The sequence below is a fragment of the Paraburkholderia sp. GAS206C genome, from assembly GCF_050435645.1.
GTDB lineage: Bacteria > Pseudomonadota > Gammaproteobacteria > Burkholderiales > Burkholderiaceae > Paraburkholderia > Paraburkholderia phenazinium_B.
In genome coordinates this window covers 549,408-575,008 of the sequence record NZ_JBNDKR010000004.1, presented here as the reverse complement: position 1 = coordinate 575,008, position 25,601 = coordinate 549,408, and the positions used below count along the sequence as shown (strand labels likewise).

Sequence of the window (25,601 nt, the reverse complement as noted above, 5' to 3'; positions counted from 1 at the left end):
AGCGCTTGCCACAGCGAATGCGCCGGCTTCGTTACGCTTGAACCGCCTTACGCCTGACCAGCCGAGCGCTCAGCCGCTTCGATCGTATTGACGAGCAGCATCGTGATCGTCATCGGGCCGACGCCGCCCGGCACCGGAGTGATAAAGCCGGCTACTTCCTTCACGCCGGCGAAATCGACATCGCCGCACAGCTTGCCGGCCTCGTCGCGATTCATGCCCACATCGATCACCGCTGCGCCCGGTTTCACCATCTCCGCGGTCAGGATATTGCGCAGACCCGTGGCGGCCACCACCACGTCGGCGTTGCGCGTATGCGCGGCCAGATCGCGCGTCTTGCTGTGGCAGATCGTGACCGTCGCACCCGCTTCGAGCAGCAGCAACGCCATCGGCTTGCCGACGATGTTCGAGCGGCCGATCACCACCGCGTTCGCGCCCTTCAGGTCGATGCCGTAGGCCTCGAACATCTTCATCACGCCGTACGGCGTGCAGGGGCGGAACAACGGCTTGCCGGTCATCAGCGCACCTGCGTTGGCGACGTGGAAGCCGTCCACGTCTTTCTCGGGTGCGATCGCTTCGATCACCTTGTGGCTATCGATATGCTTCGGCAACGGCAGTTGCACGAGGATGCCGTGAATCTTCGGGTCGTTGTTCAAGGCGTCGATGCGCGCGAGCAGATCGGCCTCCGACAGCGTAGCCGGATAGCGGTCATACGAAGAGTGCAGGCCGTTGTCTTCACAGGCCTTGATCTTGTTGCGCACATACACTTCGCTGGCCGGATTGTCGCCCACCAGCACGACCGCGAGGCCCGGCTGGTGGCCGCGAGCCGTGAGGGCGGCGGCGCGGGTCGCGACATCGCCGCGCAAGGTCTTGGAGAGGGCGTTGCCGTCGATCAGTTTGGCTGTCATGGTCGGTCGAGGTCGAGATAGGGTGGTGTTCGGAATGCGGGGGCGTGCGGTGCGCCTGGATGTGCAAATCGGGCGCGGCGACGAAGTACAGGATTATACCGGCGCGGCCCGGCGCTCTTTCAGCCAGGATGCACGGAACGATCGCGGAGTGGCGCGAGAAGCGCGAGGGGAGAGGATGAAGTACTGCGGCAAGCAAGGTGCGCAGCCAGCCCTAGCCGCGCACCTCTACTGCCTTTGCAACGACGCCGGCTTACTGCGCCGGTTGCGGCTTGTTCGACAGCGCCAGTCGCAGCAGATCTGCGACGGTGTTGACGTTGAGCTTTTCCATGATGTTGGCGCGGTGCGCTTCCACCGTCTTGATGCTGATGCCGAGGTCGTCGGCGATCTGCTTGTTCAGACGGCCGGCGATGATGCGCTCGAGCACCTGATGCTCACGCGCGGTCAGCTTGCCCAGCCGCTCGGCAGCGGCACGTTGCTGCTGCACGCTGGTGCTTTCGCTGCGCGCCTTATCGAGCATGCGCTCGACCAGCTTGCGCAGTTCGGCTTCGTCGAACGGCTTTTCGATAAAGTCCATCGCGCCTTTCTTCATCGTCGACACGGCCATCGGCACGTCGCCGTGGCCCGTCACGAAGATGATCGGCAGCGAGGCGTTGTCGGCGATCAGGCGTTCCTGCAACTCGAGACCGCTCATGCCGGACATCCGCACGTCGAGGATCAGACACGCGATCTGCCCCGGGTGCGTGTGCGGCTGCCAGGCGTCGATGAACTGCTCGGCGCTGGAGAAGCACTGCACGCGGTAGCCGTTCGCCTCCAGCAGCCAGCGCAGCGAATCTCGCACGGCCTCGTCGTCGTCGACGACAAAGACTGTTTCCTGTGTGGTGACTGGGCTGTTCATAGCTCTCCCGTAACGGTTTGTGGTGTCGGCGCCTGTGCCCCGCCGTTGCTCGGGGTATCAGGCTCTCCAATAGGCAGACTGCAATGGAACGTGGCGCCTGTGATGTGGCCGTCAGATTCGACGTTGTTGACCACCCACAGACGGCCGCGATGCGATTCGATAATCGAACGGCAGATATTCAGCCCCATGCCCATGCCATCGGACTTGGTGCTGTAAAACGGTTCAAACAGACGCTCGGCCGTCGCTTCGTCGACGCCCGGCCCCTGGTCGACGACGCTGATGCAGACGAACCCGCTATCGAGCCGCACGACCACGCGGATCACCGGATCGACTGCATTAGGCCGTGCATCGTGCATGGCTTCAGCCGCATTCTTCAACAGGTTCACGAGCACCTGCTCGATCAGCACCGGGTCCACATAGATCACCGGCAGCCGCGAACGCAGGTCCGTGACGATGCGAATACGGCGCTTGCGTGCCTCGATTTCGGCAAGCCCGACCGCGTCCGCCACGATATCGGCGACACGGGTGGCCTGGCGTTTCGGCTCGCTGCGCTTCACGAATTCACGGATCCGCTTGATGATCATGCCTGCCCGCACCGCCTGCTGCGCGGTCTTTTCGAGCACGGGCAGCAGATTGTCAGGCGTTGTCCGACCTGATTTAACCAGTGCAACCGTTCCGGAGCAATAGTTATTGATTGCCGCGAGCGGCTGGTTCAGCTCGTGAGCAAGCGAAGAAGCCATTTCGCCCATCGTCATCAGACGGCTGGTGAACTGCAGCTTCTCGTCCTGCTGGCGCGCGAGTTCCTGGGCCTGCTTACGAGTGGTGATGTCGGTTGCAATCTGCATCTGCGCCAGATGGCCGTCTACCCACTGGATGTATTGGCGGCGCACTTCGAACCATTTCTGGATGCCCTGTACATAGACTTCCTGGGCGTCCGCGGTGCTTTCGGTCAGTGCGGCGGCGGGCAAGCCCGCATAGGCATCGACCATATCGATCGAATCGGACGACGCCTGTGCGCTATCGAACCCGCCGCCCGCTAATTCCAGGTGGCCGTCCGGGCGGATGCCAAAGAGATGGCGGTAGTAGCGGTTAGCGAACAGAAGCTCGGCTTCGTCGGCGGCGAGCACGGACACAGCGGCATCGAGACTTTCGAGCACGGTGGTGAAGCGCTCGTGCGCGGCGGCGAGTTCTTCGCGGGCGCGTTTCGGTTCGGTGATGTCGGTCATCGACGACATCCAGCCAGTCTGACGGCCCGAGCTGTCGATCAGCGGCGAGACATAGAGCCGGGCGTGGAAGAGCGATCCGTCCTTACGCCGCACGCGCAGCTCGAAGCCGGACGAGGGCGCCTTGCCACGCAGCGTCATGTCGAGCTGGCGCTGCATTTCGGGGTAGGCGTCACGCGGCCAGTAGGGGAAGGGCGCCTGCTTGCCGACGAGGTCGCTTTCGTCCCAGCCCGTCATGCGGCAAAAGGCCGGATTGACGTGGGTGATGCGTCCATGCATGTCGAGCACGCGCATGCCGATCAGCACGGAGTTTTCCATCGCACGACGGAAGAACGCTTCTGCGTACAGCGCCTGCTGTGCTTCGAAGCGCTGCCGGGTGTGCTTCCACAGGCTCCACAAGCTCCACAGCACGAAGCACGACAGACCTGCGACCAGCCACACAAGCGTGTTGTTCGTGAAGTTGGTCATCTGCGGGTACGCATAGACGCGCACCGAGACACCCTGGCCGGGCGGGTCGAGCGGCAGGTCGTAGAACGCGTCGCGCGGCAGACGCGGGCGCGTCGAGGTGGTGGCAAGCTCGCGATTGTTCAGGTCGATGATCGAGATCTTGTACTTGGCCGACAGCTCAGGCGGGATGTCGTGCTTCAGCACACCTTCGATCGAGAACACCGCGGCGATCGAGCCGAGAAACTCGCGGTCGCGGTACACCGGCGTCTGCAACGTCAGATAGCCGTTGCCGAGGTCGTCGTAGAAGAGCGGTGAGTAGGTCTGGCGGCGCGAGTTGCGCGCATCGTTGAACGCGGCCTTTACGGCTTCGTCCATCTGTTCGTCACTGGGTCTGGCGAGCCGCTGGCCGAGCACCGGCAGCGCGGTATTGGGCCAGCGCGGCTGTTGCTGCGCCGTGTACCAGTTCATGTAGAGGATTTCGGGATGGCCCTGCAGGATGTCCGTGGTAGACACCTGGAACGAATGCTGGTCGGCGTGGCCGGCGGCGATGTCACGCGCGAGTGCCTGGATCTGTTCCTGCGCGCCCGTCATGGACAGGCGAATCTGCTGCTGGGCCCACGCCACGTTGCGGTACAGCGTGTCTTCCTGCTGCTGTTGCTCGCGCCGGTTCAGGCTCCACAGGATCAGGCTCATGACGACCAGGAACACCAGGATCGACAGGAGCGGCGTCAGCAAATAGGAGTTCGACCACCATGGTCCATGGTGCCAGCGGGACGGCGACGAATCCGCCGGCGAACCGGACGGCCGCGCCGAGCGTGCGAAAAGCCGTTCGGTCAACATGGCTGGCATTGTAGCGCAGCGTGTCGCTAGCAAATGGCGCAAAAAAACGCTGAAAGTGCCGCTAATCGGAGCAAACTAGCCGACGTATCCGTTGAAAGGCAGCCAAACCAGGGTGCGCCGCAACAATATTCCGCATTATGAGAAACGATCTCGTAATTCGAAAATTTTGTTGCGCAGACGGCGAGCGCCTTATTACAATCGGCCCGAAGCTGCCGCGGCCGGCCCTCGTCCGCGTCGTCTGTTCAAAGAGCGTTCCTTATCCCCCAGGAGACGAGCATGTCCGCTGTACCCGACGAAGTCATGAAATATGTCGCCGCCGAGAAAGACGATGATCCGCAGGAAACCGGCGAATGGCTGGAAGCGCTAGATGGCGTGATTTCTGCTGTAGGTCCCGACCGCGCCCACTACCTGATCGAGAAACAGATCGAATTTGCGCGCGTGCATGGCGAACACCTGCCGTTCTCTGCCAATACCCCCTACATCAATACGATTCCTGTGTCGCGTCAGGTGCCGATTCCCGGCGACCAGGACCTCGAACACCGGATTCGCTCTTACACGCGCTGGAACGCCATTGCGATGGTGCTGCGTGCCGGCAAGGACACCAACGTCGGCGGTCACATTGCCTCGTTCGCCTCGGCTGCCACGCTGTATGACGTCGGCTACAACCATTTCTGGCATGCACCGTCGGACAAGCACGGTGGCGATCTCGTGTTCGTGCAGGGCCATTCGTCGCCGGGTGTGTACTCGCGCGCGTTCCTGCTCGGCCGTCTGACCGAAGGCCAGCTCGACAACTTCCGTCAGGAAGTGGGCGGCGAGGGCATCTCCTCGTATCCGCACCCGTGGCTGATGCCGGACTTCTGGCAGTTCCCGACCGTCTCGATGGGCCTTGGCCCGATCATGGCGATCTATCAGGCGCGCTTCATGAAGTACCTGCAGGCGCGCGGCATCGTCAAGACCGAAGGCCGCAAGGTCTGGGCGTTCCTCGGCGACGGCGAAACGGATGAGCCGGAATCGCTCGGCGCGATCGGCATGGCCGGCCGCGAACGCCTCGACAACCTGGTGTTCGTGATCAACTGCAACCTGCAGCGCCTGGATGGACCGGTGCGCGGTAACGGCAAGATCATCCAGGAACTCGAAAGCGAATTCCGCGGTGCGGGCTGGAACGTCATCAAGGTGATCTGGGGTAGCCGCTGGGATGCGCTGTTCCAGCGCGACAAGTCGGGTGCGCTGATGCGCCGGATGATGGAAGTCGTCGACGGCGAGTATCAGACGTACAAGTCGGAGTCCGGCGCGTTCGTACGCGAGCACTTCTTCAACACGCCGGAACTGAAGGCGCTGGTTGCCGAATGGTCCGATGAAGACATCTGGAACCTGAACCGCGGCGGCCATGATCCGCACAAGATTTACGCGGCGTTCCAGGAAGCATCGAATTCGCAGGGCCAGCCGACCGTGATCCTCGCCAAGACGATCAAGGGCTACGGCATGGGCGAAGCCGGTCAGGCGATGAACATCACCCACCAGCAGAAGAAACTGCACGTGGATCAGCTGAAGAAATTCCGCGACCAGTTCCGCCTGCCGATCTCCGACGAAGATATCGTCAACGTGCCGTATCTCAAGTTCGAAGAAGGTTCGAAGGAGCTCGAGTACATGCGCGCTCGCCGCCAGGACCTCGGCGGCTATCTGCCGGCGCGTCGTCAGAAGGCGGAGTCGCTGCCGGTGCCGGCGCTCGACGTGTTCGAGCCGCTGCTGAAGGGCACAGGCGAAGGCCGCGAGATCTCCACGACGATGGCGTTCGTGCGGATTCTCAACATCCTGCTGAAGGACAAGGCGCTCGGTAAGCGCGTCGTGCCGATCGTGCCGGATGAGTCGCGGACGTTCGGTATGGAAGGCCTGTTCCGCCAGATCGGTATCTGGAATCAGGACGGCCAGAAGTACGTGCCGGAAGACTCCGACCAGCTGATGTTCTACCGCGAATCGGAAACCGGCCAGATCCTGCAGGAAGGGATCAACGAAGCCGGCGGTATGGCGGACTGGATCGCTGCCGCGACGTCGTACTCGACGCACGGCGAGATCATGATCCCGTTCTACATCTTCTATTCGATGTTCGGCTTCCAGCGTATCGGCGATCTGGCGTGGGCCGCGGGCGACATGCGTTCGCGCGGCTTCCTGCTGGGTGGTACCGCCGGCCGTACGACGCTGAACGGCGAAGGCCTGCAGCACGAAGACGGCCACTCGCTGCTGTGGGCGGCTTCGGTGCCGAACTGCATCAGCTATGACCCGACGTTCGGTTACGAACTCGCCGTCATCATGCAGGACGGTCTGCGCCGCATGGTCGCGGATCAGGAAGATGTGTACTACTACATCACCGTGATGAACGAGAACTACGAGCACCCGGCGATTCCGCAGGGCGACAGCGTAGCGTCTGACATCATCAAGGGCATGTACGCGTTCAGGAAGGCCGAGGCGGACGCCAAGGCTCCGCGCGTTCAACTGATGGGCGCGGGCACGATCTTCAATGAAGTGATCGCTGCAGCCGACCTGCTGAAGAACGACTGGGGCGTCGCTGCCGACCTCTGGAGCGTGCCGAGCTTCACGGAACTGGCCCGCGAAGGCCACGAAGTGCAGCGCTGGAACCTGCTGCATCCGACCGAAGAGAAGAAGGTCTCGCACGTCGAGAAGCTGCTGAAGGACGCACAAGGGCCGGTCATCGCATCGACCGACTATGTGCGCGCGCTGACCGAGCAGATCCGTGCGTTCGTGCCGCAGAAGTTCGTCGTGCTGGGCACGGATGGCTACGGCCGTTCGGATACCCGTGAAAAGCTGCGTCACTTCTTCGAAGTGGACCGCTACTGGGTCACGGTTGCCGCGTTGAATGCACTGGCAGATGAAGGCACGATCGAACGCAAGGTCGTCGCAGAGGCGCTCAAGAAGTACAACCTTGATCCGGCCAAACCCAACCCGATGACCGTCTAAGGCATCATTCCCCGAGTGCCATGCGTGCGCGTCTGCTCCTGATCGCCAGGGGCGGGTTGCGTGCGCGGCCCAGGAGACACCAACAATGAGTCAAGCGATCGAAGTCAAGGTGCCGGACATCGGCGATTACAAGGACATCCCTGTGATCGAGGTGCTGGTGAAGGCGGGTGATACCGTCGAGAAAGAGCAGTCGCTCGTCACGCTGGAATCCGACAAGGCGACCATGGACGTGCCGAGCTCGGCCGCCGGTACCGTCAAGGAAGTGAAGGTCAAGGTGGGCGATAACGTGTCGGAAGGCTCGTTGATCGTCGTGCTGGAAGGCGCTGATGGTGGTGCGGCTGAGAAGCCGGCCGCTGCGCAGGCGAATGGTGCTGCTGCGGCTCCCGCGCCGGCACCCGCTGCCGCTCCGGCACCGGCTGCTGCACCTGCGCCTGCGCCCGCCTCGAGCGGTGGCGGCGTGCAGGAAGTGAAGGTCCCGGATATCGGCGACTACAAGGACATTCCCGTGATCGAGATCGCGGTGAAGGTCGGCGACCGTGTCGAGAAGGAACAGTCGCTCATTACGCTGGAATCCGATAAGGCGACCATGGACGTGCCGAGCACGGCCACGGGCGTCGTCAAGGAACTGAAGGTCAAGATCGGCGATACGGTGTCGGAAGGCTCCGTGATCGTGGTGATCGAAGCGGAAGGCGGCGCGGCTGCTCCCGCTCCCGCACCGGCCGCGGCGCCGAAGCAGGCAGTCGAGAAGCCGTCGGACGCACCGGCTACGCCGAGTCCGGCACCGGCAGCGCCGTCCGCGCTTGCACAGGCTCCGGTGATTCCGTCAGGCGAGGGTGGCCGTCACGCGAGTCATGCGTCGCCGTCCGTGCGCAAGTTCGCGCGCGAACTGGGCGTGGATGTTGCAAGCGTACAGGGTACGGGGCCGAAGGGCCGCATTACGCAGGACGACGTCACTGCATTCATCAAGGGTGTGATGAGCGGTCAGCGTGCGGCTCCGGCTGCTGCTGCGCCTGCTGCCGGCGGTGGCGGCGAGCTGAATCTGCTGCCGTGGCCGAAGGTCGATTTCACGAAGTTCGGTCCGGTCGATCCGAAGCCGCTCTCGCGCATCAAGAAGATTTCCGGCGCGAACCTGCATCGCAACTGGGTCATGATTCCGCACGTCACCAATAACGACGAAGCGGATATCACCGAACTCGAAGCGCTGCGCGTGCAGTTGAACAAGGAACACGAGAAGGCTGGTGTGAAGTTCACCATGCTGGCTTTTGTGATCAAGGCAGTCGTTTCCGCGTTGAAGAAGTTCCCGACGTTTAATGCAAGCCTTGATGGCGATACGCTCGTTTTCAAGCAGTACTACAACGTTGGGTTTGCTGCGGATACGCCTAATGGTCTCGTGGTGCCCGTGATTCGCGATGGGGACAAGAAGGGGCTCGTCGATATCGCCAGGGAGATGGCTGATCTGTCCAAGGCGGCTCGTGAGGGCAAGCTCAAGCCGGATCAGATGCAGGGCGGGTGCTTCTCTATCTCTTCCCTTGGCGGGATCGGTGGAACGCACTTCACGCCGATTATCAATGCGCCTGAAGTGGCCATTCTTGGGCTGTCGCGCAGCGCTATGAAGCCCGTCTGGGATGGGAAGCAGTTTGTGCCCCGGTTGACTATGCCGCTTTCGCTGTCGTATGACCATCGGGTTATCGATGGGGCTGAAGCTGCGCGGTTCAATGCGTATCTGGGTGCGATTCTTGCCGATTTTCGGCGTGTGATTCTTTGATGTGTTGATTTGACGCTTGCGCCGAGGAACGTGGGTCCATTGCGGTCATCCACGTTCCTCGTTGAACTTGCTTTCATGTCGGTCTATTAGCGTCGCCCCTGTGCGGGGCAGCACCTACTTTTCTTTGTCTTCCAAAGAAAAGTAGGCAAAAGAAAGGCGCGTCCTTGGGCGGACGGCAAAGGATGCTTCTGTCCAGCGCGCTGCCAGCTTTTAGGCTGCTTTGAGTTTTGGTTCGCGCTCCCTCATCAACATGATCAATAAGAGAAGGGGACACTATGAGTCTCGTCGAAGTGAAAGTGCCGGACATCGGTGATTTCAAGGATGTCGATGTCATCGAAGTCAATATCAAGCCGGGCGATGTCATCGAGAACGAACAAGCTCTCCTGACGCTCGAGTCCGATAAGGCTTCCATCGAAGTGCCCAGCGATACCGCCGGCACCGTTAAGGAAGTGCGCGTCAAAACCGGTGATAAGGTCTCCCAGGGAACCGTCATCGCCGTCGTCGAATCGTCCGCTGAAGCTGCACCTGCCAAGGCTGCCAAAGAACCCGAGAAGGCGCCCGCTCAAGCGGAAGCTAAACCTCAAGCGGCGCCCGCTCCTGCGCCCGCTGCCGCTCCGAAGCAACCGGCCGCCGCGCCTCAAGCGGGGAGCTACTCCGGTAACGCGGACATCGAATGCGATATGGTCGTGCTCGGTTCGGGGCCTGGCGGCTATTCCGCTGCGTTCCGCTCCGCCGATCTGGGCATGAAGACCGTGCTCGTCGAACGTTATTCCACGCTCGGTGGCGTCTGTCTGAATGTGGGTTGTATTCCGTCCAAGGCGCTGCTGCATACGGCCCTCGTCATTGACGAGGCTGAGGCGCTTGGCTCGCACGGCATCACGTTCGGCAAGCCGCAGATCGATCTCGACAAGCTCCGCGATTTCAAGTCCGGTGTCGTCAAGAAGCTCACCGGTGGTCTCGCTGGGATGGCCAAGATGCGCAAGGTCGAAGTCGTCACGGGCACCGGGACGTTCGTCGATCCGCATCACATGGAAGTCGTCACCGAAAGCGGCAAGAAGGTCGTCAAGTTCAAGCAGGCCATCATTGCTGCCGGTTCGGAAGCGGTCAAGCTGCCGTTCATTCCGCAAGATCCGCGGGTCGTCGATTCGACCGGTGCGCTCGAGCTGCGTCAGATTCCCCAGCGCATGCTCGTCATCGGTGGCGGCATCATCGGTCTGGAAATGGCCACGGTGTACTCCACGCTCGGCGCGAAAATCGATGTCGTCGAAATGCTCGACGGTCTCATGGCCGGCGCCGACCGCGATCTCGTCAAGGTCTGGGAGAAGTACAACAGCAAGCGTTTCGCTAACGTCATGCTGAAGACCAAGACCACCGCCGCTGAAGCCAAGGACGATGGCATCTACGTCACCTTCGAAGGCGAGAAGGCTCCGGCTGAACCTCAGCGCTACGATCTCGTGCTGGTCGCAGTGGGCCGTAGCCCGAACGGCAAAAAGATCGGTGCCGACAAGGCCGGCGTCGCTGTGACAGATCGCGGTTTCATCGACGTCGACAAGCAGATGCGCACCAATGTGCCGCACATCTTCGCGATCGGCGATATCGTCGGTCAACCGATGCTCGCGCACAAGGCCGTGCACGAAGGTCACGTCGCCGCTGAAGTTGCGCACGGTGAGAAGGCGTACTTCGACGCGCTGCAGATCCCGTCGGTGGCTTACACCGATCCGGAAGTGGCCTGGGCCGGCAAGACGGAAGATCAGTGCAAGGCCGAAGGCATCAAGTACGGCAAGGCAGTGTTCCCGTGGGCTGCTTCGGGTCGCGCTATCGCCAACGGTCGCGATGAGGGCTTCACCAAGCTCATCTTCGACGAGACCACGCATCGGGTCATCGGTGGTGGGATTGTTGGTCTGAATGCCGGTGACCTGATCAGCGAAGTGTGTCTCGCCGTCGAAATGGGTGCCGACGCAACCGATATCGGCAAGACCATCCATCCGCATCCGACGCTTGGCGAATCGGTTGGCATGGCCGCTGAGCTGTACGAAGGCGTCTGTACCGATCTGCCGCCGCAGAAAAAGAAGTAAGGCGGTAAGGGGACGCTTGCGCTCGCTGGCGAGCGCGGGCGTCGCCGATTGACGCACGGTTCGCGTGGCGGCGGGTTTCTGTAGTTGGCCTCAGCGACGAACCGCGAACGTCAGCCGCGAAAGTCAGCGACACAAACAGAACGGCGCGCCCCGCAAAGGGCGCGCCGTTCTGTTTTCAGCGGGGCAGGGCATTCGCCACGCTTGTGTGTCACGCGCTTCGTTTGTCCGCACCGTGTACGAGGCTAGCCACAGCCAGGGCAAAAAAATCCCGGCCTTCGCCGGGCAAACGATACGCTGTTCAACGTATCGGAGCGTTGGCCCACGCGGCACACGCATAGCATGCGAGGCCGCACGACGCTGTTGCTACGATAGGCGCGGGCCGGCTTTCGAACCGGCCCGCGCATGTTGAAGCGCGAGAAGCTAATGCGAATCAAACGTCAGGTGATGCCGTTGATGCCGGATCGACACAACGCAGTCTCACCCGAGTGAAGCCTAAGCTGAAGCTTAGACAGCCTTCTTGGCCGAGCGCGAAGCTTGAGCGGCGGCTTGCGAAGCGGCCTTCGACGCTGCCGTAGCGGCTGCGTTGAAGTTGCTTTCGGCGATTTCCACAGCTTGCTTGGTTGCCTTGTGAACCGTTTCGTACGTCGTGTTGGCGGCGGTAATAGCCGACTTGATCACGGCGACAGCGGTTTCCGAACCGGCCGGTGCGTTCTTGGCCACGTTCTCGACCAGCGATTGCACCTTGCGGTTTTGCTCTTCGTACTGTGCTTCGGCAACACGGGCGAACTCGGCTTGCGTAGCCGACACGATTTCATACACGTGACGCCCATACGACAGCGCCTTTTCCGACAGCGGCTGCGTGAGGCCAGCCTGCAGCGCGAAAAATTCCTGCGCATCCTTCACCGACAGAGCGCGTTGCGCATTTTCCTGGCTTTCCGCGAGCGTCGACTTCACGACTTGCAGGTTCAGCTCAACCAGCTTTTCCACGCCTTCGAATGCCTTGGTCGTCAGGCCGAAGAGGGTTTCAAGGTTTGCTTTCTGGGCTGCGGCGATTTGCTCGGGGGTCAGCAGAGACATGTTTACGCTCCTGGATGACGGTCCGTCTGATGCGGACCGTATTGGGTTAACGGTAAATCCGGTACATCGAAACCTGAATCACACATCACGCCACGATTCATGGTGCATCGCAGCAATAGGTCTCATTTTAGGATGGTGGCAGCGAATGTCAAGCTCTTTTTGTGCGTCGCACAATATCGAGAATATCTCGACAAAACAATGCGTTATGGAGCACATATGACATATGCCGGGAGCATGCGGGATTGGCTGCTGCACAGTGCTGGTGCGTTTTAGCACGACGGTTTTTGCCGCCAGAACGGCCAAAGGGACACTTTTGCGGCGATCCTTCGCAGGGTAGGGCGGAGCAAACTTTTTTGGGCAAGAGGTGAGAAAACAACATTCGATGTAAACCGGAATCTGTCACGGAACGTTAATCCACCATCCCGGTCGAATGCGCGATGGATCGATACGCAGCAGATGCTTAACTTCCTGCTGGTCGGCACATTGGCGGGTGCCTTGGGGAACGCCCACGGGGCACTGGCCAGCGGCGTTTTGCAGCCACGCGAAGCGACCGTAGTTCCCCTGATCAAGGTTGTCTTTAAATTGCCGTTATGCTGTGAGCGTTGCCCGAAATGGGCACGTAACAGCCCCGACAAACATCCGCGGATTTGATCGTTTTTTTCGATTGAGTGCGCAAAGCTTATAGCTTCTCTGCAATCGGATCTTACAAGCCGGTTTAAGGAGCGCCGATAAGTGCTTAATATTGCTAATTTTTCGTGGTTTTACTACACTTGCGTAAAACTCCAGCCGCCCCTGACAGAACACCAATGAAAACCGACATGTTTTCGTCGCTAAAAGTGATCCATGGCGTGGCCATCAGCACCGCTATGTCGGTGGCCGCCTCGGTGGTCATCGCAGCCGCGTTTGCTGCGCCTGTCGACGCTTTCGCGGCTACAGCGGCCAAGGCCGCTACCGCCCCTGCCAAATCCGGCAAGAAAACCCTCAAAACCGCGAAATCGGCCCGCAAGGGTTCCGCCGTCGCCGCGAAGTCTTCCAAAGCCGCGAAGGTCGCGGCAGCGGACGACGACGCACCGCGCGTCGAAAGCCGCCGCCACCGTGTTTCGTACACGATGAACGGCCACCGCCGCTCGGTGGTCCGCCAGGTTGCGTTCGAACCGCGTCAGCCGACGGTCGGCCAGGCGTTCGGCCTGCACGACACGCCTGATGCACTGGCCTTGCGCTCGAGCGTCGCGTATGTGGTCGATCAAAACACCGGCGAGTCGCTGTTCGACAAGAACTCGCGCGCCGTGGTGCCAATCGCCTCGATCACCAAGCTGATGACGTCCATGGTGGTGCTGGATTCGAAGGCACCGCTGACCGAGCAGATCGAAGTCACGGACGAAGACCGCGACTACATCAAGAACACCGGTTCGCGTCTCGCGGTCGGTTCGGTGCTTTCGCGTGAAGACATGCTGCACATTGCGCTGATGGCTTCGGAAAACCGCGCGGCCGCAGCGCTGTCGCGTTACTTCCCGGGCGGCCGTCCGGCCTTTATCGCGGCAATGAACGCGAAGGCCAAGCAACTCGGCATGACGGATACGCACTTCGAAAGCCCATCGGGTCTGACGAGCGAGAACGTGTCGAGCGCGCGCGACCTGGTGAAGATGGTCAACGCGGCTTATCAGTATCCGATGATCCGCGAGTTCTCGACGGATCGTAGCTACGAGGTCTACACGGGCAAGCGTTCGATCGCCTATAACAGCACGAACGCGCTGGTGCGCAACCCGACGTGGGATATCGGTCTGCAGAAGACCGGTTTCATCAACGAAGCGGGTGAGTGTATGGTGATGCAGACGACCATTCACGGCCGTCCGATGATCGTGGTGCTGCTCGATTCGTCGGGCAAGTACACGCGCTTTGCCGATGCGACGCGTCTGCGTAACTGGCTCGACAACGGTGGCGAGCAGCACATCACCAGTGCCGACGCTGGCGGCGCCGGTACCTGAAAGCCTGGAGCCGCGTATGAGGGTTGCCGCCTCGACGTGGCACCCGGTATCGGCCTAAGGCAATCAGCAGCGCAAACAAAAAGCCCCGCATTTGCGGGGCTTTTTGCATATGGCGCATCCATTCGCAGCCACCAGGCTACACGCTCTGTTTAATCAGGCATGCTGATGATGCGCGCTAGCGGGCGGCGTCTCGGGCTGATAGCCGAGCGAGGCGGAGATCACCAGGGCAGTCTTGCTCAACTGCCCAAGCCACGAGTCTTGCAGGCGATCGGCCGGTGCCGACAGCGACAGGCCGGCGACCAGCTTGCCGGTGTCGTCATAGATACCCGCTGCGATGCAGCGCACGCCGAGTTCCAGTTCCTCGTTATCGCGCGCGCAGGCGTGCTGGCGCACGTGCAACAGTTCGCGTTCGAGTTTGCCGAGGTCGGTAATGCTGTTCTGGGTGTGCCCCGAAAGGCCCGTGCGTGTCGCGTACGCGCGCACACGTGTGGATTCGTCCGCGGCGAGGAACAGCTTGCCGACCGATGTCAGATGCAGCGGCGCCCGCCCGCCAATGGCACGTACGACCTGCATGCCGGAACGCTCGGAATAGGCGCGCTCGATATAGACGATCTCATCGCCCTGACGCACCGAGAGATTCACCGTTTGGCCGGTCAGGCGGTGCAGTTCGCGCATCGGCGTCAACGCAGCATCGCGCACCGACAGGCGCGCCTTCACCAGATTGCCCAGTTCCAGCAGGCGCATGCCGAGCCGGTAGGTGCCCGGATCCGAACGGTCGACGAGACGGCACGTCACCATGTCGTTAAGGATGCGGTGCGCCGTGGAGGGGTGCAGCTCAGTGCCTAGCGCGAGTTCCTTCAGGCTGACCGGGTCGGTATGCGCAGCCAGGGCATCCAGCAGGCGCATCATGCGCTCGATCACCTGGATCGAAGTCTTGGGATCCGGGTTCGTATCGCTCATGGGGAGAAATCGGTTGACGCGTCAAACAGCGGAGAATTGATTGTATATCGTATTGTGAAAAAAGCGAACGCCGTTCGAGGCCGCCTTCGAATCTGCGGCCACTGTTCGCCGTCCGGCGCGTTGACCGGTTTTGGCGTTGGTATTGCTCGATAAACAGCGGATAATCAGGGACGTTTTCCCGAAGGAGCGCCTATGCGAGTCGGTTTGTTCGTCACCTGTCTGATTGACCTGATGCGTCCCGAGATCGGTTTCTCGGTGATCAAGCTGATCGAGGGCGCTGGCTTCGAGGTGATGGTGCCGCCGGCGCAAACCTGCTGCGGGCAGCCCGCCTACAATTCCGGCGACCGCCGTCTGGCGCGAGATCTGGCTCAAAAAACGCTGCGGGAATTCGAGCAGTTCGATTACATCGTGGTGCCGTCCGGTTCGTGCGGCGGCATGATTCGCGTGCACTACGGCGACCTGTTCGGCGACGATCCGGAAATGATGATCCGCTTCGGCCGCCTGCGTCCAAAGGTGTATGAGCTGACCGATTTCCTCGTCAACGTCGCCAGGGTGCAGTTGCCGCCGGGCGAGTTCGCGGGGCCGGTGACGTATCACGATTCCTGCTCGGGCTTACGCGAACTGGGCGTCAAGTCGCAGCCGCGCACGTTGCTGGCGCAGGCTGGTGTGACGGTCACCGAGATGAAGGATTGCGAGCACTGCTGCGGCTTCGGTGGCACGTTCGCGGTCAAGTATGGCGATATCTCGACGGCGATCGTCGATGAGAAATGCGCGAATATCGGCGCGAGCGGCGCGGGCACGGTAGTGCTGGGCGACCTCGGCTGCATGCTCAACATAGAAGGCCGTTTGCGCCGCAAGGGCGACACCACCACGCGCGTGCTGCATATCGCGCAGGTGCTCGCCGGCGACGCTTAAGTCCTCAAGCCAATCCCCAAGGCCGCCATGCAAGTTCAAACGATGCAGTTCAAGGCGCGCGCAGGCGAGAAGCTCGCCGATCAGCGTCTGCAGCAGAACCTCACCAAGCTGTCGACGAAGTTCGTTTCGGCCCGGGCCGCCGCGATTACGACGATCGACTTCGCGGCGACGCGCGCCGCGCTCAAGGAGCGCCGCAACCGCGCACTGGAAAACCTCGACGTCTGGCTCGAGACCTTCGAGCGCGAGGCGACCCGGCGCGGCGTCACGGTGCTGTTTGCGGAGACCACGCGGGAAGCGGCCCAGCTCGTCGCGGACATCGCGCGTCGGCACGACGTCAGGAAGGTGATCAAGACCAAGTCGATGGTTACCGAGGAAATGCGTCTGAACGAAGTGCTCGGCCAGATGGGCGTGCAGTCGATCGAGACCGATCTCGGCGAATATATCCTGCAGATCAACGACAACGAGGCGCCGAGCCATATCATCGCGCCGGTCGTCCATAAGGATAAGGACGAGATCGCCGATCTGTTTGCCAAAACCCACCAGCGGCCGCGCCTGACCGAAATCACCGAGATGACCCGCGAGGCGCGTGAGGTGCTGCGCCCACATTTCATGACGGCTGACATGGGCGTGACCGGCGGCAATTTTCTGGTAGCGCACACCGGTTCAGTCGCGCTCGTGACGAACGAAGGCAACGAGGGCATGTGCACAGTGATGCCGCGCGTGCACGTGGCGGTGACGGGGATCGAGAAAGTGCTGCCGACGCTCGAAGATCTCGCGACCGCGATGCGCCTGCTGCCGCGCTCGGCGACCGGCCAGTCGACCTCGAACTACTTCTCGGTGCTGACCGGGCCGCGCGGGCCGGGCGATCAGGATGGGCCGGAGCATATGTATGTGGTGCTGGTCGATGGCGGGCGCACCGGGCTGATCGGCGGCGACTTCCAGGAGATGCTGCGCTGTATCCGCTGCGGCGCTTGTATGAACCACTGCCCGGTTTATCAGAAGATCGGTGGCCACGCTTACGGCTGGGTCTATCCGGGGCCGATGGGCTCGGTGCTGACACCGAGCTACGTCGGTATCGACAACGCGCTCGATCTGCCACAGGCCGCCACGCTGTGCGGTGAATGCGATAGCGTCTGTCCGGTCGGCATTCCCCTCTCGGGGCTGCTGCGCAAGTTGCGCGAGAGGCAGGTGGAGCGGCATCTGCGACCGTGGCGCGAGCGCGCGGGGCTGGCCGTGTGGGGTTTCCTCGCTCTGCATCCGGATGCGTATGCGTTGTTTACCAAGCTGGCGGTGCGCGTTCTGGAGATGGTGGGCGGGCGTCGGCGCGCCATCAGCCGGCTGCCGCTCGCGGCCGGCTGGACCAACACCCGAGACATGCCGGCGCCGGTCGGGCGTACGTTCCGCGAGCTATACGCCGCGCAGCGCAGTCACCTCGGCTGAAGGGCGCGGCCCGGGTCGCGGACTGGCACTGTTATCTCCAGAGCAACGCTCTATCTCACCAGGGTGGGTTTATACCAATTGATTAGTTCTATATGATTTCGACTGGGCATAGTGGGTCACAAGCTCCGGATGCCCCAATCGGAAGAGAACGACATCATGAAAAAGACAATATCGATGTACTGGCCATTGGCCGTGTTTGTGCCGTTCGCAGCGGCAGCCTATATGTATGTCAGCAGCGAGAGCGCTTCCCCGGTCTCGCAGTCGCCGCTCGGCGCATCGCAGCTCACGGCGGAGCTGGCGCGAACCGTTTCGTATGGTTTGGTCGGCGACGATAGTGCCGCGCCGGTCAAGCCCATGCGGGCGGTCACCTCGGTGCAGGCTTCGGAAGCGTCCTGAACACCAGGCGCGCGGCGCGGATAACGCGCCGGTGCGCCTGCGCGGCGAGATTTTCAGCACCTTTGTATAATCGCGGCACTGTTGGCTAACCCTATCCGGATGCACCGCATCCAGAGCCCTGATGAAAACCATCTCCATCTGCTTTGTCTGCCTCGGGAACATCTGCCGTTCTCCGACCGCGGAAGGGGTGATGCGGCATCAGGTGGGTGAAGCGAAGCTGCAAGAACGCATTGCGATCGATTCGGCCGGTACCGGCGACTGGCACATCGGCGCGGCGCCTGACGAGCGGGCGCAGCGTGCCGCCGCCCAGCGCGGCTACGACCTGTCCGGGCTGCGCGGCCGGCAGATCGGTGCGGCGGATTTCGAGCGTTTCGATCTGCTGGTCGCGATGGACGACGCCAACGTCGCCGCGTTGCGCCGGATCTGCCCGCCGGCCCAGCGCGACAAGATCCGTCTGCTGATGGAGTTTGTCCCCGAGGCCGACAGCCGGTGGGCGGGGGAGCGGGAAGTGACAGATCCCTATTTTGGTGGCGACGAAGGCTTCGAGCAGGTCCTCGATCAGTGCGAGGCGGCTTGCCGGGGTCTGATCGCAGCATTGCATCCGCAACTGGTGCCTTGAGGGCGTGGCGCTTTAGCGCTCAAGGTGTTCGTGGTGGCTGGCTTCAGGGCCTATCTACAGGCTTTTCAGGCGCGCCGCCTCAATTAAGCAAATGACCCAAATCGCGATAGGGATACTTGACTAATTTGCTCATGTATTTATACTTGAGCAAACTTGTCGAGAATTGCGATCCCCAACATCATGAGACTCACCACGAAAGGCCGTTTCGCCGTCACGGCGATGATTGACCTGGCACTGCGCCAGGAGCAGGGCCCGGTGACGCTTGCGGGTATCAGCCAGCGCCAGCATATTTCCCTGTCTTACCTTGAGCAGTTGTTCGGCAAGCTGCGCCGCCACGAGATCGTGGAGTCGGTGCGCGGCCCCGGCGGTGGCTACAATCTGGCCCGCCGCGCCGAGAACGTGACCGTCGCAGACATCATCATTGCTGTCGACGAACCGCTCGATGCCACCCAATGCGGCGGCAAAGGCACCTGCGAAGGCACCAAGCAGCACGACGGCCACTGCATGACGCACGAACTGTGGTCCACGCTGAACCAGAAAATGGTCGAGTACCTCGATTCGGTATCGCTGAAGGATCTGGTCGATCAGCAGCGCTCGCGCGAAGGCGCGCCCGCCGTGCTGCGCGACCGCCGCAGCGAGGCGCCGGCGGTCGAACCCGCCCGGGTCGCGCCACGCGGACCGAATTCCGTTTTTAACATGGCCGGTTCCTAGACCCCGCGAAGCCAGCGAACTCGGAACCCAGAAGCCAGAGCAATGATGTCCCCGGAGCGATTCATGAACAACGACATTCCCCACCTGCCCATTTACATGGACTACAGCGCCACGACTCCGGTCGACCCGCGCGTGGTGGACAAGATGATTCCGTATCTGCGTGAGCAGTTCGGCAACCCCGCATCGCGTAGCCACTCGTACGGCTGGGACGCGGAACGTGCGGTCGAGGAAGCGCGCGAGAACGTCGCAGCGCTGGTGAATGCCGATCCGCGCGAAATTATCTGGACCTCGGGCGCCACGGAGTCGGACAACCTGGCCATCAAGGGTGCCGCGCACTTCTACAAGAGCAAGGGCAAGCACATCATCACGGTGAAGACCGAGCACAAGGCCGTGCTCGACACCTGCCGCGAGCTCGAGCGCGAAGGCTTCGAAGTCACGTATCTGGACGTGAAGGACGACGGTCTGATCGACCTCGATGTGTTCAAAGCTGCGCTGCGCCCCGACACGATTCTGGTCTCGGTCATGTCGGTCAACAACGAGATCGGCGTGATTCAGGACATCGAGGCGATCGGTGAGATCACCCGTGAAAAGGGCATCATTTTCCACGTCGACGCTGCTCAGGCCACCGGCAAGATCACGATCGACCTGCAAAAGCTGAAGGTCGATCTGATGTCGTTCTCGGCACACAAGACGTATGGTCCGAAGGGCATCGGCGCGCTGTATGTGCGCCGCAAGCCGCGTATCCGTATCGAAGCGCAGATGCACGGCGGCGGTCACGAGCGCGGTATGCGTTCGGGCACGCTGGCGACGCACCAGATCGTCGGCATGGGCGAAGCGTTCCGTCTTGCCCGCGAAGAAATGGCAACGGAAAACGAGCGCATTCGCATGCTGCGCGACCGTCTGCTGCGCGGTCTGCAAGACATGGAAGAAACCTACGTGAACGGCGACATGGAAAAGCGTGTGCCGCACAACCTGAACATCAGCTTCAACTTCGTCGAAGGTGAATCGCTGATCATGGCGGTGAAGGACGTGGCGGTGTCGTCGGGTTCGGCCTGCACGTCGGCGTCGCTCGAGCCGTCGTATGTGTTGCGCGCGCTTGGCCGCAACGACGAACTGGCGCACAGCTCGATCCGCTTTACGGTGGGCCGCTTCACGACGGAGCAGGACGTCGATTACGTCATCAACCTGCTGAAGACCAAGATTTCGAAGCTGCGCGATCTGTCGCCGCTGTGGGAAATGTACAAGGACGGGATCGATATTTCGACGATCCAGTGGGCGGCGCACTGAGGTTTGACTGCGACGCTACGCTGCACGAAACATCGCACCGAATGCAGGTTGAAACGAATCAAGGAGTGTAATCATGGCTTATAGCGACAAGGTTCTGGACCATTACGAAAATCCGCGCAACGTCGGTTCCTTCGCCAAGGACGACGATGCAGTCGGCACCGGCATGGTCGGCGCGCCGGCCTGCGGCGACGTGATGAAGCTGCAGATCCGCGTGGGCGCGGACGGCATCATCGAAGACGCGAAGTTCAAGACGTATGGCTGCGGTTCGGCTATTGCGTCGAGTTCGCTTGTCACCGAATGGGTGAAGGGCAAGACGCTCGATCAGGCCATGGAAATCAAGAACACCCACATCGCCGAAGAACTGGCGTTGCCGCCGGTCAAGATCCACTGCTCGATCCTCGCGGAAGACGCAATCAAGGCAGCCGTGGCTGACTACAAGCAGCGTCATGGCGAAACCGCGGAAGCGGGCGAAAAGCACCAGGCTGCTTAAGGCCGTTGAGAAACGCTATGGCAATTACGTTGACCGAGAAGGCAGCAAATCACGTCCAGAAATTCCTGACCCGGCGTGGCAAGGGTGTCGGGTTGCGGCTGGGCGTGCGCACGACCGGATGCTCCGGCTTGGCGTACAAGCTTGAGTATGTGGACGAACTCGCGCCGGAGGATCAGGTATTCGAGTGCAACGGCGTGAAGATCATCGTCGATCCGAAGAGCCTGGCTTACATCGACGGCACGGAACTCGATTTTGCACGCGAAGGGCTGAACGAAGGCTTCAAGTTCAACAACCCGAACGTCAAGGACGAGTGCGGCTGCGGCGAATCGTTCCGCGTCTGAGCAGGTTCAGTCCGCGTGAAGCGGAAAAAAGGCGGCGCGGGCCGCCTTTTTAATTTGTCGCACGTCGTTGTACCTTGCGTTGTGCTTTGTGCGCCTCGTGGCACCTTACGTTGCACTTGATGCCTGAAACTCAGGTGCGCTTTTTGAACGGATCACATCATTCGATGGCCTCGCTGAACGACAGCCACTTCGACCTGTTCGACCTGCCGGCCCAATACGCGCTCGACGCCAGTGCGCTCGATCATGCGTACCGTACGGTGCAGTCGCAGGTTCACCCCGACCGTTTTGCCGCCGCGGGCGACGCGCAAAAGCGCATCGCGATGCAATGGGCGACGCGCACGAACGAGGCGTATCAGACCCTGCGCGATCCGTTGAAGCGCGCCACGTATCTGTTGTCGCTGCGCGGCATCGATGTCGGCGCGGAGAACAATACGGCGATGGAGCCGGCATTCCTGATGCAGCAGATGGAATGGCGTGAAGGTATCGAGGATGCTGCGGCGGCGAAGAATGTCGACGCACTTGACGCCTTGCTCACCGAGTTGCGCGACGAAGAGCGGGTGCGCTTCACGAAGCTCGGTGCACTGCTCGACAGCGGCGCGGATCAGGCGGCGGGCGAGGCGGTGCGGCAGTTGATGTTCATCGAGCGCGTGGCGGCGGAAATCGGCACGCAGATCGAACGGCTCGACAACTGAAGCAAACGAAGCAGATCAGCGCAAACGCACGTAAGCGGACGCGATTGGAAACAGGCCGGATGCAAACGGGACGCCACGACAACCAGCCGTGGCGTTCAACCCAGCAACGCGAACCATTCAGGACGGGGCCTAACGTTCCCCGAAGAAGATCTCAGATGGCTTTACTGCAAATCTCCGAACCCGGCATGGCGCCCGCGCCGCATCAGCGGCGCCTCGCGGTCGGTATCGATCTTGGCACCACCAACTCCCTTGTCGCTGCAGTGCGTAGTGGCGTTCCCGACGTTCTGCCCGACGAGGACGGCCATGTGCTGCTGCCGTCTGTGGTGCGTTATCTGGAGAAGGGCGGCCGCCGCATCGGCCGTACCGCCAAGGCGGAAGCAGCGAGCGATCCGCGTAACACGATCGTCTCGGTCAAACGCTTCATGGGCCGCGGCAAGAGCGAGGTCGAAGGCGCCGAGAATGCGCCGTACGATTTTGTGGACGCACCGGGCATGGTGCAGATCCGCACCGTCGATGGCGTGAAGAGCCCGGTCGAAGTGTCGGCGGAAATTCTCGCGACGCTGCGGCAGCGTGCGGAAGACTCGCTTGGCGACGATCTGGTCGGCGCCGTAATCACCGTGCCGGCGTATTTCGACGAAGCGCAGCGCCAGGCCACCAAGGACGCCGCGCGTCTGGCCGGCCTCAATGTTCTGCGCCTGCTCAACGAGCCGACTGCAGCGGCGATTGCCTACGGCCTCGACAACGGCTCCGAAGGCCTCTACGCCGTGTACGACCTCGGCGGCGGCACGTTCGATCTGTCGATCCTCAAGCTCACCAAAGGCGTTTTCGAAGTGCTCGCAGCGGGCGGCGACTCCGCGCTCGGCGGCGACGACTTCGATCACGCGCTCTACCGTCATGTGCTCGAGCAGGCCGGCATCGCGCCACAGACGCTCGCGGCTGAAGACGTGCGTATGCTGCTCGACAACGTACGTGTGGCCAAGGAGGCGTTGTCGGACGCACCGCTATCAACGCTGAAGGCGACCCTTTCCAACGGCACCCAGCTCGATCTGACGATCGACGAGGCTGCTTTCGAAGCTATCACGCAGGCGCTGGTGCAGCGCACGCTCGGTCCGACCAAGAAAGCACTGCGCGACGCCAAGGTCACCACGAAGGAAATCAAGGGCGTGGTGCTGGTGGGCGGCGCGACCCGCATGCCGGTGATCCGCCGCGCGGTCGAAGCTTTCTTCGGCCAGCCGCCGCTGACCAATCTCAACCCGGACGAAGTGGTCGCGCTCGGCGCGGCGATCCAGGCCGATTTGCTGGCCGGCAACCGCAGCGCCGACGGCGACGATTGGCTGCTGCTCGACGTCATCCCGCTGTCGCTTGGCGTCGAGACGATGGGCGGACTGACCGAGAAGATCATTCCGCGCAATTCGACCATTCCGGTCGCGCGTGCGCAGGATTTCACGACCTTCAAGGACGGCCAGACGGCGATGGCGATCCACGTCGTGCAGGGCGAACGCGAACTGGTAGCGGATTGCCGCTCGCTCGCGCGCTTCGAACTGCGCGGCATTCCGCCGATGGCGGCCGGTGCGGCGCGCATTCGTGTGACCTATCAGGTCGATGCCGATGGCCTGCTGTCGGTGTTTGCGCGTGAGCAGTTGTCGGGCGTGGAAGCGTCGGTGGTGGTGAAGCCTTCATACGGCCTCGCCGACGACGACATCGCCAAAATGCTCGAAGACAGCTTCAGTACCGCCGAAGTCGACATGCGGGCTCGGGCGCTGCGTGAGGCGCAAGTGGAAGCGCAACGGTTGGTCGAAGCGACGGATGCGGCGCTGGCTGCTGATGCCGACCTGCTCGACGAAGCCGAGCGCGCCGAACTCGATGGCCTGCTCACCGCTTTGCGCAACGTGGCGCAAAGCGATGACGTGGACGCGATCGAAGCGGCGACCAAGACAGTGGCCGAAGGTACCGACGAATTCGCCGCCCGCCGCATGAACAAGGGCATTCGTCGCGCGCTGGCGGGCCGCAAGCTCGACGACATCTGAGCTCAATGAATCACGTGACGCGTGTCAACAAAGGCGCGCGTCACCAGTAAAATGGCACGCAGCCGGCTCGCCGGCTGTCGTGCACCAGACTAAACGGAAATCGTATGCCTCAAATCGTTGTGCTGCCCCATGTCGAACTGTGTCCGGAAGGCGCGGTGATCGATGCTGTGCCGGGCAAGAGCATCTGCGACAATCTGCTGGAGCACGGCATTGAAATCGAGCACGCCTGCGAGAAATCGTGTGCCTGCACGACCTGCCATGTGCTCGTGCGCGAAGGCTTCAATGCGCTCACGCCGTCGGAGGAAGACGAGGACGATCTGCTCGACAAGGCTTGGGGCCTCGAGCCGGAGTCGCGTCTGTCGTGCCAGGCGATGGTGCCGGTCGACCAGGATCTGGTCGTTGAAATCCCGCGTTACTCGATCAACCACGCGAAGGAAAATCACTAACAGGAGCGCAGCCATGAAGTGGACCGACACGCAAGACATCGCGATGGCCCTCACCGACAAGCACCCGGAAGTGGACCCGCAGCAGATCCGGTTTACCGATCTGCACCGCTGGGTCACCGAACTGGACGGCTTCGACGACGATCCGAACCGTTCGAACGAGAAGATTCTCGAAGCGATCCAGACGGCCTGGATCGAGGATGCGGATTATTGAGCGGGCTGTGGGTTCAGGATTGACTCTCGATCTCGACCGGCTCTGAAAGAAAAACGGCGATTCCAGATTTCACTGGAATCGCCGTTTTGTTTGATGCGCTTCCTGACGCGTTGTTTAGCCTGCTACGAGCGCGCCGTTCTCGATATGCACGCGCTCGCCTTGCTGGAACGGCGGCGCCTCGTGATACGTGAAGTAACGGTTCTTGCCGCTCTCCAGACGCACATGCACCGAGTAGGCGGTCGTGCTGCGGATATTTTTCTCGACCGCGTTACCCGCGAAACCGCCGCCGACTGCGCCCAGCACCGTCATCGCGCCGCGGCCCACGCCGCCGCCGAACTGATTGCCCACCAGACCGCCGACCACCGCACCGCCCACAGCGCCGACGCCGGTGCCATGGCCTTCCTGACGCACTGCTGAGATCGCTACGACGGTCCCGCAACTAGCGCAATAGGCGGGTTGGGGTGGCGGTTGCTGCGCGTACTGGCCCGATTGCTGTTGCTGCTGTGCGTACTGCGCTTGCGCGGGCGTAGGAGCCGCTGCGACCGGAGCCGGTTGGGGCTGCTGGGTCTGAGCATCGGCTTGCGCCTGAGCCTGTGCAGGCTGGGCCTGCGACTGCTGTTGCTGCGCGTAGGTGTTCGGATTGGCCGGAGCCGCCGAATCGACCACCTGCTGCGACGGCTGCGAAGTCACCTGTGCCGCCTGGGTTTGATCTGTCTGCGCGCCGTTGCTCGACGCTTTGGGAAACAGACCCGTGATAGCCGCTGTGGCCGCGAGGCTCGCGATGATGACAGCGCCTGCCGCGGTCGCGACAAGCGGGTGAATTCGGCGTGGTTGTGTGTTGCCAGGATTGTCCATGATGACCTCCGTCTTGAGCAGAGTCC

At 61.8% G+C, this 25,601-nt stretch carries 22 protein-coding genes; 16 read left to right on the top strand and 6 right to left on the bottom strand.

Annotated elements, in window-relative coordinates:
- Window positions 1-47: 47 nt before the first annotated feature.
- The 3 genes from folD to fixL all read right to left on the bottom strand — a co-directional run bounded on the left by folD (window position 48) and on the right by fixL (window position 4,310).
- Window positions 48-905, bottom strand: coding sequence for a bifunctional methylenetetrahydrofolate dehydrogenase/methenyltetrahydrofolate cyclohydrolase FolD (folD, locus tag P3T20_RS14670; protein WP_074264144.1), 858 nt, complete (start codon window positions 903-905; stop codon window positions 48-50).
- 250 nt (window positions 906-1,155) lie between these two features.
- Window positions 1,156-1,800 (bottom strand): oxygen response regulator transcription factor FixJ, encoded by a 645-nt coding sequence (gene fixJ, locus P3T20_RS14665; RefSeq protein WP_011488992.1) that lies wholly within the window; start codon window positions 1,798-1,800, stop codon window positions 1,156-1,158.
- A complete protein-coding gene (gene fixL / locus P3T20_RS14660; RefSeq protein WP_074266012.1) occupies window positions 1,797-4,310 on the bottom strand; it encodes an oxygen sensor histidine kinase FixL in 2,514 nt (837 codons plus the stop codon). Before fixL ends, fixJ begins: the two co-directional genes overlap by 4 nt.
- Window positions 4,311-4,586: 276 nt before the next feature.
- Here fixL and aceE point away from each other — a divergent pair, with 276 nt between their 5' ends.
- The 3 genes from aceE to lpdA all read left to right on the top strand — a co-directional run bounded on the left by aceE (window position 4,587) and on the right by lpdA (window position 11,123).
- Window positions 4,587-7,283 carry a pyruvate dehydrogenase (acetyl-transferring), homodimeric type gene (aceE, locus tag P3T20_RS14655; protein ID WP_074264145.1) on the top strand — a complete coding sequence of 899 codons (2,697 nt, stop codon included), beginning with the start codon at window positions 4,587-4,589 and terminating at the stop codon, window positions 7,281-7,283.
- A gap of 85 nt (window positions 7,284-7,368) precedes the next feature.
- Window positions 7,369-9,048: a dihydrolipoyllysine-residue acetyltransferase gene (aceF, locus tag P3T20_RS14650; protein WP_074264146.1), complete on the top strand. Its 1,680-nt coding sequence runs from the start codon at window positions 7,369-7,371 to the stop codon at window positions 9,046-9,048.
- Between the two features lie 275 nt (window positions 9,049-9,323).
- On the top strand, window positions 9,324-11,123 hold the full coding sequence (gene lpdA, locus P3T20_RS14645; RefSeq protein WP_074264147.1) for a dihydrolipoyl dehydrogenase: 1,800 nt from the start codon (window positions 9,324-9,326) through the stop codon (window positions 11,121-11,123).
- Between the two features lie 504 nt (window positions 11,124-11,627).
- Here lpdA and P3T20_RS14640 read toward each other — a convergent pair.
- On the bottom strand, window positions 11,628-12,200 hold the full coding sequence (locus P3T20_RS14640; protein ID WP_074264148.1) for a phasin family protein: 573 nt from the start codon (window positions 12,198-12,200) through the stop codon (window positions 11,628-11,630).
- Window positions 12,201-13,006: 806 nt separating this feature from the next.
- Here P3T20_RS14640 and pbpG point away from each other — a divergent pair.
- A complete protein-coding gene (pbpG, locus tag P3T20_RS14635; protein ID WP_074264149.1) occupies window positions 13,007-14,185 on the top strand; it encodes a D-alanyl-D-alanine endopeptidase in 1,179 nt (392 codons plus the stop codon).
- Window positions 14,186-14,338: 153 nt separating this feature from the next.
- On the opposite strand, the gene P3T20_RS14630 is transcribed toward pbpG, so the two are convergent.
- Window positions 14,339-15,145 (bottom strand): IclR family transcriptional regulator, encoded by an 807-nt coding sequence (locus tag P3T20_RS14630; protein WP_074264150.1) that lies wholly within the window; start codon window positions 15,143-15,145, stop codon window positions 14,339-14,341.
- Window positions 15,146-15,337: 192 nt separating this feature from the next.
- On the opposite strand from P3T20_RS14630, the gene P3T20_RS14625 reads away from it, so the two are divergent.
- The 12 genes from P3T20_RS14625 (at window position 15,338) to iscX (ending at window position 24,720) form a co-directional block, all read left to right on the top strand.
- On the top strand, window positions 15,338-16,060 hold the full coding sequence (locus P3T20_RS14625; RefSeq protein WP_074264151.1) for a (Fe-S)-binding protein: 723 nt from the start codon (window positions 15,338-15,340) through the stop codon (window positions 16,058-16,060).
- Window positions 16,061-16,087: 27 nt separating this feature from the next.
- Complete coding sequence (locus P3T20_RS14620) at window positions 16,088-17,500, top strand: lactate utilization protein B (RefSeq protein WP_074264152.1); 1,413 nt, start codon at window positions 16,088-16,090, stop codon at window positions 17,498-17,500.
- Between the two features lie 156 nt (window positions 17,501-17,656).
- Window positions 17,657-17,896 (top strand): hypothetical protein, encoded by a 240-nt coding sequence (locus P3T20_RS14615; protein ID WP_074266013.1) that lies wholly within the window; start codon window positions 17,657-17,659, stop codon window positions 17,894-17,896.
- Between the two features lie 121 nt (window positions 17,897-18,017).
- Window positions 18,018-18,515 (top strand): low molecular weight protein-tyrosine-phosphatase, encoded by a 498-nt coding sequence (locus P3T20_RS14610; RefSeq protein ID WP_074264153.1) that lies wholly within the window; start codon window positions 18,018-18,020, stop codon window positions 18,513-18,515.
- Window positions 18,516-18,695: 180 nt separating this feature from the next.
- The gene (iscR, locus tag P3T20_RS14605; RefSeq protein WP_074264154.1) at window positions 18,696-19,226 is read left to right on the top strand and encodes a Fe-S cluster assembly transcriptional regulator IscR; all 531 of its coding nucleotides are present in this window, start codon (window positions 18,696-18,698) and stop codon (window positions 19,224-19,226) included.
- 63 nt (window positions 19,227-19,289) lie between these two features.
- Window positions 19,290-20,513: an IscS subfamily cysteine desulfurase gene (locus tag P3T20_RS14600; RefSeq protein ID WP_074264155.1), complete on the top strand. Its 1,224-nt coding sequence runs from the start codon at window positions 19,290-19,292 to the stop codon at window positions 20,511-20,513.
- A 73-nt stretch (window positions 20,514-20,586) separates the two neighbouring features.
- On the top strand, window positions 20,587-21,003 hold the full coding sequence (iscU, locus tag P3T20_RS14595; RefSeq protein ID WP_074264156.1) for a Fe-S cluster assembly scaffold IscU: 417 nt from the start codon (window positions 20,587-20,589) through the stop codon (window positions 21,001-21,003).
- A gap of 17 nt (window positions 21,004-21,020) precedes the next feature.
- On the top strand, window positions 21,021-21,344 hold the full coding sequence (gene iscA, locus P3T20_RS14590) for an iron-sulfur cluster assembly protein IscA (protein ID WP_074264157.1): 324 nt from the start codon (window positions 21,021-21,023) through the stop codon (window positions 21,342-21,344).
- Between the two features lie 164 nt (window positions 21,345-21,508).
- Complete coding sequence (hscB, locus tag P3T20_RS14585; RefSeq protein ID WP_074264158.1) at window positions 21,509-22,036, top strand: Fe-S protein assembly co-chaperone HscB; 528 nt, start codon at window positions 21,509-21,511, stop codon at window positions 22,034-22,036.
- 155 nt (window positions 22,037-22,191) lie between these two features.
- Window positions 22,192-24,063, top strand: a complete 1,872-nt coding sequence (gene hscA / locus P3T20_RS14580) for a Fe-S protein assembly chaperone HscA (protein ID WP_429287155.1) — start codon at window positions 22,192-22,194, stop codon at window positions 24,061-24,063.
- A gap of 104 nt (window positions 24,064-24,167) precedes the next feature.
- Complete coding sequence (fdx, locus tag P3T20_RS14575) at window positions 24,168-24,509, top strand: ISC system 2Fe-2S type ferredoxin (RefSeq protein ID WP_074264160.1); 342 nt, start codon at window positions 24,168-24,170, stop codon at window positions 24,507-24,509.
- Window positions 24,510-24,522: 13 nt separating this feature from the next.
- Complete coding sequence (gene iscX, locus P3T20_RS14570) at window positions 24,523-24,720, top strand: Fe-S cluster assembly protein IscX (protein WP_074264161.1); 198 nt, start codon at window positions 24,523-24,525, stop codon at window positions 24,718-24,720.
- Window positions 24,721-24,834: 114 nt separating this feature from the next.
- On the opposite strand, the gene P3T20_RS14565 is transcribed toward iscX, so the two are convergent.
- On the bottom strand, window positions 24,835-25,575 hold the full coding sequence (locus P3T20_RS14565; RefSeq protein ID WP_429287154.1) for a glycine zipper 2TM domain-containing protein: 741 nt from the start codon (window positions 25,573-25,575) through the stop codon (window positions 24,835-24,837).
- Between the last annotated feature and the right edge of the window lie 26 nt (window positions 25,576-25,601).